Below are 13,707 nucleotides of genomic sequence, written 5' to 3' on the forward strand. Positions count from 1 at the left end.
TAAAGCCTGGAGCCACCGCTCCGGGCTTTTATTTTGATCCGGCGGCGCCGCAGGAGGCGACACAATGAGCGAGAAACCCAACGTGTTGCGCGAGACCGACGACGAGGCGCGCAAGCTCGCGAGGACGCTGCTTCGTTCGGCAAGAAGCGGCGCGCTTGCCGCGATCGAGCCCGAAAGCGGCGGCTTTCCCTTCGTCAGCCGCGTGCTGATCGGAATCGATGTCGACGGCGCGCCGGTGATTCTCGTCTCACGGCTTTCGACGCACACACAGGCGCTCACTGCCGACAAGCGCGCCTCGCTCCTGACCGGTGAGCCCGGCAAGGGTGACCCCCTCGCCCATCCGCGCCTTACCCTTCAATGCGAAGCCGAAGCCGTTTCGCGCCACTCCGTCCTTCATGCCCGCATTCGCGAACGTTTCCTAAGGCGGCATCCGAAGTCCTCGCTGTACATAGACTTCCCCGATTTCGGCTTTTTCCGCCTCAATCCGCTGCGTGCGAGCCTCAACGGCGGCTTCGGGCGCGCCTATGTTTTGACGGCCGAGGATCTCGTCATCGCCTCGCCTGCCATGGCTGCGCTCGCCGAGATGGAAGCGAGTGCGATCGAGCACATGAACACCGATCATGCCGACGCGGTGAAGTATTATGCGACGACTCACTGCCGGGCGCCTGAGGGGGACTGGAAGATCGTCGGCATCGACGCTGCCGGACTCGACCTTTCCGACGGCGAGCGGCTCCAGCGGCTCGAATTCGAAACGCCGGTCGGAGATGTGACGGAATTACGGCCACTTCTAAAAAAACTTTACCGTTAATCCGCGCTTAGCTACCCCCATTTCTTGCAGTGGGTGGTTGCCCTTTTATGCATCACGGCTAATTATCGTGCTTCGTCAAACATAACTACGTGTGATGAATTTTCGCATGGAGCACGCGATGCAGCCTCTCTCGCCTGAAAGACACGAGGAAGCCGAGATAGCAGCCGGTTTCCTTTCGGCCATGGCAAATCCGAAACGCTTGCTCATCCTCGACTCTCTGGTCAAGGAGGAGATGGCGGTCGGAGCTTTGGCCAATAAAGTCGGGCTGAGCCAGTCGGCTCTTTCCCAGCACCTTTCGAAGCTGCGTGCGCAGAATCTGGTCAGCACCCGTCGTGACGCACAGACGATCTACTATTCGAGCTCTTCTGACGCGGTCATGAAGATTTTGGGCGCGCTCTCCGAGATCTACGGCGAAGTCACAAGCGCCGTGGAAGAAAAACCCCTCGTCCGCAAGTCGGCGTAACCTCCCAAGACGCCAGGCCGGACAGACCAGCCTCACAAGCCCCGGCGACCCAGTCGCGCGGGGCTTATGTTTTTTATTGCGCGGCTGCATGCTATGGATCACGCGGGCGAAATTCTCATACTCACCGGGCCGCCCGGTTCTGGAAAAACCACGACAGCGCAGACGCTCGCCAGAGAGCCTGGATCTTCGAAGGTCCATCTGCATTGCGACGACTTCTGGCACTTCATCAAGAACGGAGCGATTCCGCCCTATCTGCCTGAAGCTCGTGAACAAAACATCCTCGTGGTCGATATTTTGACAAAGGTGGCCGCGGCGTACGCCGATGGTGGTTATTTTGTCGTGGTAGACGGCATTGTCGGACCCTGGTTCTTGGAACCATTCAAGAAGATCTCAGCGCCGCTCCACTACGTCGTTCTACGTCCACCACTCGATATCGCGATCCGGCGTTGCCAGGAGCGTGGCGGGGACACCTTGACCGACCCCGGGCCTATCACGGAGCTGTACCGACAGCTCTCATCGCTGGGGCCACTTGAGCGGCATGTTCTGTCAACCAACGGACACAGTCGGGACGACACCTTGAGCGCGGTGATCGAGGCTGTGAAAAGCGGGTCGTTTCGCCTGCGACATAACAAATAGGCGAGCTCCCACAAACCAGCTTCGCAAGCACCGCGGTCATCATGCACGCCGCAACACGGCAGCTTCAAGCATGTGTGCAGCCGAGCATGCTGCTACCGAATTGCGACAGTTGATGGTGTGGGACGCGATCGACCGCAGGCTTGACGCTTGTCGGCGCGCTGATAGTTTGACCAACAGGTAAAAGAATCCGGCTTTAGCCATCGCAGCATGGGCAAGAACCGTCGAGGAGAACCGACATGTCGAACCGCCTGAACACCACGCCGAACGATCTGCGCGCCTTCTGGATGCCGTTCACGGCCAACCGCCAATTCAAGAAGGAACCGCGCCTCTTCGTCGGCGCCAAGGACATGTACTACACGACGCATGACGGCAGGACGGTGCTCGATGGAACGGCCGGCCTCTGGTGCGTCAATGCCGGCCATTGTCGGCCGAAGATTACCGAGGCGATCCGCGAACAGGCGGGAGAACTCGACTATGCGCCAGCGTTCCAGCTCGGTCACCCGAAGGCATTCGAGCTCGCCAATCGGCTCGTCGACATCGCGCCCGAAGGCCTGAACCACGTTCTCTACACCAATTCCGGCTCGGAATCGGTCGATACGGCCCTCAAGGTGGCACTTGCCTATCACCGCGCCAAGGGCAACGGCTCGCGCTTTCGCCTCATCGGCCGCGAGCGCGGCTATCACGGCGTCAACTTCGGCGGCATCTCGGTCGGCGGCATCGTTGCCAACCGCAAGATGTTCGGCACGCTTCTGACCGGCGTCGACCACCTGCCGCACACGCATCTGCCGGGCAAGAACGCGTTTACCCGCGGCGAACCGGAGCACGGCGCCGACCTCGCCGACGAATTGGAACGGATTGTCACACTGCACGACGCCTCGACCGTCGCGGCTGTCATCGTCGAACCGGTGGCGGGCTCGACCGGCGTGCTCATCCCGCCGAAGGGCTATCTTCAGAGGCTGCGTGACATCTGCACCAAGCACGGCATCCTGTTGATCTTCGACGAGGTTATCACCGGTTATGGCCGCCTTGGCACGCCCTTTGCCGCCCAATATTTCGACGTGAAACCGGACATCATCACCACCGCCAAGGGGCTCACCAACGGAGTGATCCCGATGGGCGCGGTCTTCGTCACTTCCGAAATCCACGATGCCTTCATGACCGGACCGGAGCACCTGATCGAGTTCTTTCACGGTTACACCTATTCCGGCAACCCGATCGCATCCGCAGCGGCGCTCGGAACGCTCGACACCTACAAGGAAGAAGGGCTTTTGACCCGCGCCGCCGATCTCGCCTCCTACTGGGAAGAGGCGCTGCATTCGCTCAAGGACTGCCCGCATGTGATCGACGTCCGCAATATCGGCCTGATCGGCGCGATCGAGCTCCAGCCGATCGCCGGCGAGCCGACGAAGCGCGCCTTCTCCGCCTTCCTGAAAGCCTACGAGAAGGGCCTGTTGATCCGGACGACGGGCGACATCATCGCGCTGTCGCCGCCGCTGATCATCGAAAAGCACCAGATCGACGAGCTCTTCGACAAGCTGCGCGACGTTCTGAAGAACAACATCTGAGATTACAGCGCCGCGCGTCTCATCAGACGCGCAAAGGTCGCTGTAACACTTTGAAGTGCTGCACGTTTTTATCCTTAAATCGGATACGATTTAAGGAAACATGCAGTAGCCGCTCAAATCTCCCGGCCCTTCCCCCGCATGCGGGGAGAGGGTTATTGTCATGAACAAACGTCGAAGAGCGGGGTGCAGGGGATGTCTGAAGCGCTGGAACAGTTCATCGATCAGGGCGTTGGCCGCGAGCCGGCGGACATCGTGCTCAAGGGCGGGCAGTTCTTCGATCTCGTCACCGGCGAACTCGTCGCTTCCGACATCGCAATCTCCGGCGACCGGATCGTCGGCACCTGCGGCGATTATCAGGGACGCGAGGAGATCGACATCTCCGACCTGACCGTCGTTCCCGGCTTCATCGACACGCACCTGCACATCGAATCCTCGCTCGTCACTCCCCACGAGTTCGACCGCTGCGTCCTGCCGCTCGGGATCACCACCGCCATCTGCGATCCTCATGAGATCGCCAATGTGCTCGGCACCGAAGGCATCCAGTTCTTCCTGGATTCGGCGATGGAAACGATCATGGACATCCGTGTCCAGCTTTCCTCCTGCGTGCCGGCGACGCATCTCGAGACATCCGGCGCCGACCTGCCGGTCGAGCGGCTCGTGCCCTTCCGCCACCACCCGAAAGTGATCGGCTTGGCCGAGTTCATGAATTTCCCCGGCGTCGTCCACAAGGATCCGGTGTGCCTGGCGAAGCTCGATGCCTTCCAGGGCGGCCATATTGACGGCCATGCGCCGCTCCTGCGCGGCAAGGAACTGAACGGCTACCTCGCGACCGGCATCCGCACCGACCACGAATGCACGAGCGCGGAGGAGGCGCTCGAAAAGATCCGCAAGGGCATGCACATCCTCGTGCGCGAAGGCTCCGTCTCGAAGGACTTGCATGCGCTGATGCCGATCATCACCGAGCGGCTGTCGCCTTATCTCGCGCTCTGCACCGACGACCGAAATCCGCTCGACATCGCCGAACAGGGTCATCTCGATCACATGATCCGCACGGCGATCGCCGCCGGCGTCGAGCCGCTCGCCATCTATCGCGCCGCCTCGATCTCCGCCGCGCGCGCCTTCGGTCTGCGCGACCGCGGCCTCATCGCGCCCGGCTGGCGCGCCGACCTCGTCGTCGTCGACAACCTGGAGAATTGCAAGGCTGAGATCGTCTTTTCCGCCGGAAGGCGGGTCAGGGACGCTCTCTTCGCCGGGCGAAACCCGGTCGAGCCGGTGGGGCTCGACAGCGTCAAGGCGCGCGAGGTGAAGGCCGCCGACTTCGCTGTCCCCTACAGTGAGGGCGAGACCTCGGTGATCGGCGTGCTGCCCGGCAAGATCATCACCGAGCACCGTCGCTACCGCCTGCCCGCAGAGGGCAACCAGACCGGCGTCGATCTCGCCCGTGACGTCATCAAGGTCGCCGTAATCGAGCGCCACGGCGTCAATGGCAATCACGCGAACGGCTTCGTCCAGGGCTTCGGCCTGAAGAAGGGCGCGATCGCCTCCACCGTTGGCCATGACAGCCATAACGTCTGCGTTGTCGGGGTCAGCGACGAAGATATGGCGCTCGCCGCCAATCGGCTCGGCGAGATCAAGGGCGGCTTCGTCGTCGTCGAGGACGGCAAGATAACGGGGGAGATCGCGCTGCCCGTCGCCGGGCTGATGAGCCTCGAACCCTACGAACGGGTGCGCGACACCCTGCATCACCTGCGCCAGGCCGCCTTCGCGCTAGGCGCAACCCTTGAGGAGCCCTTCCTTCAGCTCGCCTTCCTGCCCCTGCCGGTCATTCCGCACCTGAAGATTTCCGATCGTGGGCTCGTGGATGTAGATAAATTCGCCTTAATCGGGTGAGGCTGCCCTCTCGATCAACCCGTCCGGGCCGTCCGGCAGTCATGCCCAGAAAGCCTCTCCCTCACCGCAGCCTTCCGCAGAAGACGTCGAGCTCACCAAGCGTGATCGTGTTGTCCGCAAAGAGGGGGGCAAAGCCGGGCATCGGCAGCGGCTGGGTCACCCGCATGCCGACCGGAAGTTGAACCGTCTGCGCTTCCCGCGTCAGGTTGAAGACGAACAGCAGCCGCTCACCGCCACCTTCTCTGGTGAAAGCCAGGACATCCTGGTTGAAGGCAAGGAAGGCCATATCCCCGTCGATCAGCGGCGCGTGCAGGCAACGAAAGGCGAGCGTGCGACGATAGTGCTCCAGCACCGATTCCGAAACGCCCTCCTGCGCGTTGACCGCCAGCATTCGCTGTTCATCGCGCACCGGCAGCCAGGGGATGCCGGTGGAGAAGCCGGCATTCGTCAGTTCCTTCTCCCACACCATCGGTGTGCGGCATCCGTCGCGACCGGCGAAGGCGGGCCAGAAGCGGATGCCATAGGGATCCCGCAGTTCATCGAAGGCAAGCTCCGCTTCCGGTAGCCCCAACTCCTCGCCCTGATAGATGCAGATCGAGCCGCGGAGCGTGGCCAGCAACGAGATCGCAAGCTTCGCCACCCGTTCCCGCTCCGACTCGCGAAGCGCAAAACGGCTGACATGGCGCATCACGTCGTGATTGGAAAAGGCCCAGCAGATCCAGCCGTCCTTGACGGCTACTACCGAATTTTCGACGCAACGGCGAATGTGACGCGCCGTGAATTCCGGCCCGAGAAGGTCGAAGGTGTAGCACATATTGAGCTTGTCACCGCCGCTCGTATAGGCGGCGACGGTCTGCAGCGAGCGGGCGCCATCGCCGACCTCGCCCACTGTCGCGCGGCCGCCATACTCATCGAGCAGCGCCCGCAACCGGCGCAGGAAGTCGATATTTTCCGGCTGAGTCTTGTCGTAAAGGTGGTCCTGCATCCCGTAGGGATTGACCTCGGGCGCATCCCGGCTCGTCGCGTCGGGATCCGGTACGAGCGGCGGATTGTCCCTGAGAAGCCGGTCATGGAAATAGAAATTCGCCGTATCGAGCCGGAAACCGTCGACGCCGCGGTCGAGCCAGAAGCGGACCGTCGAGAGAACCGCTTCCTGAACCTCGGGATTGTGGAAATTGAGGTCGGGCTGCGACGACAGGAAATTGTGCAGGTAATATTGCCTGCGAACGCCGTCCCATTCCCAGGCCGGGCCGCCGAAGATCGAGAGCCAGTTGTTCGGCGCCGTCCCGTCCGGTTTCGGGTCGGCCCAGACGTACCAATCCGCCTTGGCATTGGTCCCGCTCGAGCGGCTCTCCCCGAACCACGGGTGACGGTCGGAGGTGTGCGAGATCACCTGGTCGATGATCACCTTCAGCCCAAGCCGGTGCGCCTCCGCAAGCATGTCGTCGAAATCGGCGAGCGTGCCGAACATCGGATCGACGTCGCAATAATCCGAGACGTCATAGCCCATGTCCGCCTGCGGCGACGTGAAGAAAGGCGACAGCCAGATGGCGTCGACGCCGAGCGAAGCGATATGGGGAAGGCGCCGGGTTATTCCGCGCAGGTCGCCGATACCGTCCCCATCCGTGTCCTGAAAGGAGCGCGGATAGACCTGATAGATCACCGCGCCGCGCCACCAATCGTCGCCCGCCCTCGCTGTAATCGCCATCGTCATCCCTCGGTTCGGCAATTCCAAAACAGATTTATCTTCCAGCATCGCCTGCGTAAACGCCACTTGCAACATTCGCTTGCCGGAACGACGGCGCAACGCTAGGGCATTGTGCATGGCGCGACGGAAGAGGAGGAGCGAAATGGCAGGCAGCATGCTTTCGATCGGCGAATGCATGGTCGAACTGATGCAGGCGGAGGCCGGATTGCTGCGCAAGGGCTATGCGGGCGACACGTTCAACACCGCCTATTACGCCCGCCTGTTTCTGCCAAGCGATTGGACGGTAGAATATCTGACCGCGGTCGGCACCGATCTGGTGTCGAGCGAAATGCTCGCTTTCATCGAGAGCACCGGCGTCGGCACGACACACATCCCGAGGATCGAAGGTCGGATGCCGGGCCTCTACATGATCCATCTCAAGGATGGCGAACGCAGCTTCTCCTATTGGCGTTCGACCTCCGCCGCCAAGCTGCTCGCGGATGATCCGGACCGGTTGAGAGCGGTGATCGAGGCCGCCGACGTCGTCTTCTTCTCCGGCATCACCCTGGCGATCCTTTCGCCCAACGCCGTCGAGACGCTGCTGTCGGAGCTGCGGCGGACAAAGGCAGGCGGCAAGCGGATCGTCTTCGATCCGAACATTCGGCCGCGCCTCTGGGACGATGCGGCCAGGATGCGCGCCACGATCGAGGCCGGCGCCAGGGCAGCGACGATGGTCCTGCCGAGCTATGACGACGAGGCGTCACATTTCGGCGACGCCTCGATCGACGCCACGATCGAGCGCTACCGTGCGCTCGGCGCCGAGAACGTCGCGGTCAAGGCTGGCGCCAATGGCGTCACGCTGCAATTTGGCAGAGATGAGCGCCGGCATATCCCGGCCGCACCCGTTTCCCGCGTCGTCGACACCACCAGCGCCGGCGACAGTTTCAACGGTTCGTTCCTCGCCCGCTTGGCGGCCGGCGACAGTCCGGCCGATGCGGCAGCCTTCGCCGCACGCGTGGCTGCCGCCGTCATCGGCCATCATGGGGCGCTGGTGGCGCGGGAGAAGCTGATGGTGGACCAGATCGATTAAGGGCTACGTCGGTTTTCCCTTACCCTAAGCTTTCTCGCCGCAGGCGGGGCGAAGGTGGCCGGCAGGCCGATGACGGGCGAACTTCCCTCAACGCTTCTTGCGCGCCTTCGATTCGTAAGGATTCTCCGACGCCCGGAGATGGATGCGGATCGGCACGCCCGGCAGGTCGAAATCGGTGCGCAGGCCGTTGGTGAGGTAACGGATATATGATTCCGGTACCGCTTCGGGCCGCGTGCAGGAGATCATGAACCCGGGCGGGCGAGCCTTCACCTGCGTCATGTATTTGAGCTTGAGGCGGCGACCGGAGACAGCCGGCGGCGGGTGCTGCACCTGCTGCGATTCCAGCCAGCGATTGAGGCGCGCCGTCGAGATGCGGCGGTTCCAGACCTTATCGGTGTCGATGATCGCTTGCATCAGCCGGTCGAGGCCGTAGCCGGTGTGACCGGATATCGGCACCGCCTTGATGCCGCGCGCCTGCGGCAGCAGCCGTTCGGTCTTTTCGCGCAGATCCGCAAGCACCGCCTGCCAGTTTTCGACGAGATCCCATTTGTTGAAGGCGAGCACGGCCGCGCGTCCTTCGCGCAGGACCAGGTCGACGATCTGCAGGTCCTGCTTCTCGAAGGGAATGGTGGCGTCGAAGACGATCACGACGGTCTCGGCGAAGCGGATGGCGCGTAGTGCATCGGCGACGGAAAGCTTCTCCAGCTTCTCCTGCACCTTCGCCTTGCGGCGCATGCCGGCCGTGTCGAACATCTTGATCGTGCGCCCGCGCCACTGCCATTCGACGGAGATGGAATCGCGGGTGATGCCAGCCTCCGGCCCGGTCAGAAGCCGGTCCTCGCCGAGGAAGCGGTTGATCAGCGTCGACTTGCCGGCGTTCGGCCGCCCGACGATCGCGACGCGCAGGGGTTTCGTTTCATCGTAGGCCGGCTCCTCTTCGTCCTCCGCCCCGACACCGCCGCTCTCCGGACGAATATCGACATCCGTTTCGGCCACATCCTCGGCCGGCGGAAACGCCCTCTCCTCCCCGAGCGCGGCGATGATCGCGTCGCGCAGGTCGAGCATGCCCTGACCATGCTCCGCCGAGACCGGGCAAGGCTCGCCGAGGCCGAGTGTGAAGGCGTCGTAGAAGCCGCCCTCGGAGCCGCGCGCCTCGGCCTTGTTGGCGACCACCACGACCGGCTTGCCCCGCCGACGTAGCATCTCGGCCAGCGTCTCGTCGGCCGGCGTCAGACCAGCCTTCGCGTCGATCACGAAAAGCGAAAGATCGGCCTCGTCGATCGCCGCCTCGGTCTGCGCCCACATCCTGCCCTGCAGACTATCGGGCGCCGACTGTTCGAGACCGGCTGTGTCTATAATGCGGAACTTGAGGTCGACGAGCTTGGCGTCGCCCGGACGCCGATCACGGGTGACGCCCGGCGTGTCATCGACGAGCGCCAGCTTCTTGCCAACCAGACGGTTGAACAAGGTGGACTTGCCGACATTTGGGCGACCCACGATGGCGACGGTGAAGCTCATCTCGAAATCCGTTCTTGCGCTGGAGCGGGAAGAAGAAAAGTGTGAAGCGGTCTTCCGCCCGCATCCCGCTCCGGCTCTTTAGAGTCGATCATGATGATTTCAGGTTCATGCGACCCGAAATCATCGTGACTTAGGCTTTGCCGCTCGCGGCAATCACGTCAAGCAGCATCTGCGCCCGGCTCATGATGCCGCGCGGGCTCTCGGCGTCTTCGGTGATCTGCTGAAACCAGCCTTTCGCCTTCACGTAATCGCCCGCCTTGTAGGCCGCAAGACCGAGTGCTTCGCGAGCCGAATGGCGCATGGCGTTCTGCGGAACGGCCAATTGCTCGACCTCGGCAGAGACCTGGTCGTACGTCCCCGCATCGATGAGCAGGTAGGCTGCGCGGAGCCGCGCCGCGTCGCGCAGCGCCGCCGGAATGCGTGTATCCTTGCCGATCTCCGAAAACGCCGTAATCGCCGCCTCGGTTTCACCCTTTTGCGCTTGAAGCGTAGCCGTACGCAGCCGCGCGAGAACCGGATAGGAGCCGTAGCCTTCCTTCTCCAGTTGCGTCAGCGCCGTGAGTGCCTCGTCTGTCTTGTTTGCCTTTGCGAGGTCGAGCGCCGCGAGGAATGCATCGCCCGACTGCGAGGAGGATGTCTCCTGCCAATAATCGTAGCCGACCTTGCCGACAGTGCCGAGCACGATCAGGACGGCAAGCCCGATGATGAGACCGCCGAAGCGCGTCCAGATGGCTTTCATCTGGTCGGAGCGGAGTTCTTCATTGACCTCGCGGATAAAGCTGTCGTCCTGGTTTACCATGTCCTGTCCCGGCTGCCCGGCCTTCATGCAAATTGTTGGCGCCTTCTACCCGATTTTGCGCCGCTTGTAAGGGGGCCGACGTCATTTACCCCATAACGATGGGAGGGACGCCGATCAGCCAGTCGTGCAGTTTCCAGATGAAGAGCACATAGGCAGCGAGGCCGATGAGAATCGCCAACACGTCGTTGCGCGCCGACTTGAACACCGGCAGCACGGTTTCGCCCGCGCGCTCGCGTCGTTTCAACGAGATGCGCAGGATCACCGCCCAGGCGAGAAAGGAACCGAAGAGCAGCACCGAAGACGCCTCGCCATTCGCGAGCAGGTGCGCCAGTGCCCAGATCTTGATGGAGAGTATCTGCGGATGCTTGACCGCGACGGCGATGCGCCCCGCCGGCAGGGAGCCTGCGGCGAGGAAGACAAAGGCAAACAGCATCAGCAGAAGGGCGACGTGGCGCAGGAACACGGGCGGATCGTAGAGTATGCCCGTTTCGCCGCGCGCCTGCCCGAATCCGTAGATGATCAGACAGAGGCCGACGAAGCTGACGAGCGTATAGAGCCCCGTCCATGTGCCCTTGCCGCGACTCTCGATGATGCCAGCGCGAAAACCGGGTGCGACCACCCGGACGAGGTGCATGCCGAGGAAGATTACGATACCCAAAAGCAGAAGCGCCATATCACACCCGATCTCGAAACGTTGCCCGTCTAAAGCGAGCGCAAGAGCTGCTCGCTCGTCTCGCTTTAGTAGTTTGTTCACCGTCGAATAGCTTTATCCCCCGCGAATTTCCAGCGAGATCAAAGGATTGCCGCATTGTTGAAGAAGGGACGGCACGAAGCAAGTCGTCGCAGTTGCCGATTCTCCCCAAGAAGCCTCCCGAATGTCCCACAAGATCGTCGCGCTCTCTTTCTGTCTTTTTCCCGCTCTTGCCATGGCCGACCCGCCGCGCGCACCGTATGCCGCGAAGAGCAAGCAGCTTGTCATCGTCTCTTTCGACGGCGCACATGACAATGCGTTATGGGAAAAGAGCCTTGCCATGGCGAAGCGCACGGGCGCGCATTTCACCTATTTCCTCTCCTGTACCTTCTTGATGACGAAGGCGGACGGCAAACAGAGCTACAAGGCGCCGGGCCAGAAGCCGGGCCGTTCGAATGTCGGTTTCGCGCAGAGCCGCGAAGAGATCGCGATCCGCGCCGGGCATATCTGGCAGGCGCATCTCGAAGGCCACGATATCGGCAGCCACGCCTGCGGCCACTTCGACGGCAAAGGCTGGAGCAAGGCCGATTGGGAAAGCGAATTCGCTGCCTTTCGCACGGCACTCCTGGAGGCCTGGAAGAAGGCCGGTAAGCCGGAGGCCGAACCGGCAGGCTGGGCGGACTTCGCGCACAAGGGCATCAAGGGCTTCCGCGCGCCCTATCTTTCGCTGAGCGAGGGCCTCCTGCCCGCGTTGAAGGACTTCAGTTTCACCTATGATGCAAGCCTCGTCACCAAAGGCCCCGGCTGGCCCGCAGAAGGCGGCTTGCCGCGCTTCGGCCTGCCCCTGATCGCGGAAGGTCCATCGCACCGGCCGGTGATCGGCATGGACTACAATCTCTTCATCCGCCATTCGATGGGCGTCGAGAACAGAAAAGACAGCGCCCGCTTCGAGGAACGGACGCTTGCGGCCTATCGCGAGGCCTTCCGAAAGGAATATGAGGGCGAACGCATCCCGCTGCAGCTCGGCTTCCATTTCGTCGAGATGAACGGCGGCGCCTATTGGCGTGCGCTCGATCGCTTCTTGACGGAGGCCTGCAGCAAGCCGGACGTCGCCTGCGTCAGCTATGCGGAGGCCTTGCCGCTGATCGACAGCGCAAGAAAGAAGGCGGATCGCTCCGCCTTCTGAGCGAGGAGAGAATTAAAGCGCCAATTCCTCCTTACCGCCAACTTCGATGAACTGCTGATCTATCTCAGGCAGCGGCTCTTCATCGAGTATCGATTCGAAGGCACGCAGGCGCTTGTAGATTGACAACAGTTCCACAATCGTCGGCCAGGAATTGACGAGATACTGGAATGAAGAAGTCACCTGGCCAAATGCGCCGGAGATCTGATTCAAAGCGCCTAAGGAAATCTTGCCCGCGATGATCGACGGAGCCAGGATCAAGAGTGCGAAAATATTGTTAATCTGCAGATAGAAGATACGGGCGATATTGAAGTAGAGATAGTGGAAATAGAGGCGGAAATAGTTTCGGCGCACATGGCTGAAGAGTTCTTCAACGGTGGGCGGTTGGGCGCGATCCGCATGGTCTTCGCCGTAAACCAGCTCTTTCCGATAGGCAGCTTCCACACGCTGATTCCGGAATTCCAATCCCGGCAGTTTGATACCGACCAGTGCCAGGAAAACTGTCCCGAAGAGCGACCACAAAACGGCCGCCGTAACCAGCGGATAGGGAATGCTGCCCACGATGGGCAGTTCGGTAACGTTCTCCGAAAGGCGGATCAGCACCGGCGTGAAGGCGATCAGGGTCATCACGCTATCAATAAGGCTGACACCGAGACCCTCGACCGTCGATGAAAAACGCATCGTGTCTTCCTGAACACGTTGCGACGCCCCCTCGATATGGCGCAGTTTGCCCCAATTCGCCATGTAGTACTCGTTCATCGCCGTGCGCCAGCGGAAGATATAGTGACTGACGAAGAAACGCGTCATAACCGCGACCGCGACCGCAACCATGGCGATGCCCAGAAATGTGGCGATCTGCCCATAGAACTGCTCTGCGGTGACTACAGCCGCTTTGGAAACGGCCGCCTGAATCAAATCCCAAAAGGGGCCGTACCAGTTGTTAATTGCCACACTCACCTGAACCTGGAAATAGGTGACAAACAGAATGAGCGAGGACCCCAAAATGGACCAACTCTGCCAACGGTGGGGCGAATAGACATACCAGAATGCCGTAAAGATCCCGACGATCAGGCCAAAGTAGATGTAAAACCAAAGGAATGGCGGGGACCAGAATGCCGATATGCCAACGATCGGAGGAGAGTTAGCCGGTGCAGGCGGGAGGCCGACGAAGGCACCGAGCCCTTCGCCCCAGGCATACCAGAACGCGATGGCGATTAGCGACCAAACCACAACGGAGATGAAGAATAGCCTAGGCTTGGGGAAGAACGACTGGAACAAGGGACGGCACTCTCATTTTCTTGGAGGACAAGGACTTGCCTCCTGATGCGCCGAAACTAGGGCAAATTGCACGCGGCAACAATTACGCAACGCGAATGT

The 13,707-nt window shown here is 61.6% G+C and carries 12 protein-coding genes; 7 read left to right on the forward strand and 5 right to left on the reverse strand.

Annotated features, from left to right (window positions below; all coding sequences use genetic code 11):
* Positions 1-64 precede the first annotated feature (64 nt).
* From AYK65_RS11720 to ade, 5 genes are all read left to right on the forward strand, one after another.
* Positions 65-808: a HugZ family pyridoxamine 5'-phosphate oxidase gene (locus AYK65_RS11720; protein ID WP_081158453.1), complete on the forward strand. Its 744-nt coding sequence runs from the start codon at positions 65-67 to the stop codon at positions 806-808.
* Positions 809-926: 118 nt separating this feature from the next.
* Entirely contained in the window at positions 927-1,271 is a 345-nt protein-coding gene (locus AYK65_RS11725) for an ArsR/SmtB family transcription factor (RefSeq protein WP_026617991.1), read from the forward strand.
* Positions 1,272-1,364: 93 nt separating this feature from the next.
* The gene (locus AYK65_RS11730; protein ID WP_081158583.1) at positions 1,365-1,907 is read left to right on the forward strand and encodes an ATP-binding protein; all 543 of its coding nucleotides are present in this window, start codon (positions 1,365-1,367) and stop codon (positions 1,905-1,907) included.
* Positions 1,908-2,143: 236 nt separating this feature from the next.
* Positions 2,144-3,472, forward strand: a complete 1,329-nt coding sequence (gene aptA, locus AYK65_RS11735; protein ID WP_026617993.1) for an omega-aminotransferase AptA — start codon at positions 2,144-2,146, stop codon at positions 3,470-3,472.
* Between the two features lie 192 nt (positions 3,473-3,664).
* Positions 3,665-5,362, forward strand: coding sequence for an adenine deaminase (ade, locus tag AYK65_RS11740; RefSeq protein WP_046118594.1), 1,698 nt, complete (start codon positions 3,665-3,667; stop codon positions 5,360-5,362).
* Between the two features lie 61 nt (positions 5,363-5,423).
* Here the strand turns inward: ade and bglA are convergent, their stop codons facing one another.
* The gene (gene bglA, locus AYK65_RS11745; RefSeq protein ID WP_081158585.1) at positions 5,424-7,070 is read right to left on the reverse strand and encodes a beta-galactosidase BglA; all 1,647 of its coding nucleotides are present in this window, start codon (positions 7,068-7,070) and stop codon (positions 5,424-5,426) included.
* Positions 7,071-7,212: 142 nt separating this feature from the next.
* On the opposite strand from bglA, the gene AYK65_RS11750 reads away from it, so the two are divergent.
* Positions 7,213-8,139: a sugar kinase gene (locus AYK65_RS11750; protein ID WP_081158455.1), complete on the forward strand. Its 927-nt coding sequence runs from the start codon at positions 7,213-7,215 to the stop codon at positions 8,137-8,139.
* 87 nt (positions 8,140-8,226) lie between these two features.
* Here the strand turns inward: AYK65_RS11750 and der are convergent, their stop codons facing one another.
* From der to AYK65_RS11765, 3 genes are all read right to left on the reverse strand, one after another.
* A complete protein-coding gene (gene der, locus AYK65_RS11755; RefSeq protein ID WP_081158458.1) occupies positions 8,227-9,657 on the reverse strand; it encodes a ribosome biogenesis GTPase Der in 1,431 nt (476 codons plus the stop codon).
* A 130-nt stretch (positions 9,658-9,787) separates the two neighbouring features.
* Positions 9,788-10,456: a tetratricopeptide repeat protein gene (locus tag AYK65_RS11760; RefSeq protein ID WP_081158587.1), complete on the reverse strand. Its 669-nt coding sequence runs from the start codon at positions 10,454-10,456 to the stop codon at positions 9,788-9,790.
* Between the two features lie 85 nt (positions 10,457-10,541).
* Entirely contained in the window at positions 10,542-11,129 is a 588-nt protein-coding gene (locus AYK65_RS11765) for an NnrU family protein (protein ID WP_081158460.1), read from the reverse strand.
* A 202-nt stretch (positions 11,130-11,331) separates the two neighbouring features.
* Here AYK65_RS11765 and AYK65_RS11770 point away from each other — a divergent pair, with 202 nt between their 5' ends.
* On the forward strand, positions 11,332-12,333 hold the full coding sequence (locus tag AYK65_RS11770) for a polysaccharide deacetylase family protein (RefSeq protein WP_026618000.1): 1,002 nt from the start codon (positions 11,332-11,334) through the stop codon (positions 12,331-12,333).
* Positions 12,334-12,345: 12 nt separating this feature from the next.
* On the opposite strand, the gene sbmA is transcribed toward AYK65_RS11770, so the two are convergent.
* Positions 12,346-13,608, reverse strand: a complete 1,263-nt coding sequence (gene sbmA / locus AYK65_RS11775; protein ID WP_026618001.1) for a peptide antibiotic transporter SbmA — start codon at positions 13,606-13,608, stop codon at positions 12,346-12,348.
* Between the last annotated feature and the right edge of the window lie 99 nt (positions 13,609-13,707).

The organism is Ensifer aridi (genome assembly GCF_002078505.1).
Classification (GTDB): Bacteria; Pseudomonadota; Alphaproteobacteria; order Rhizobiales; family Rhizobiaceae; genus Sinorhizobium; species Sinorhizobium aridi.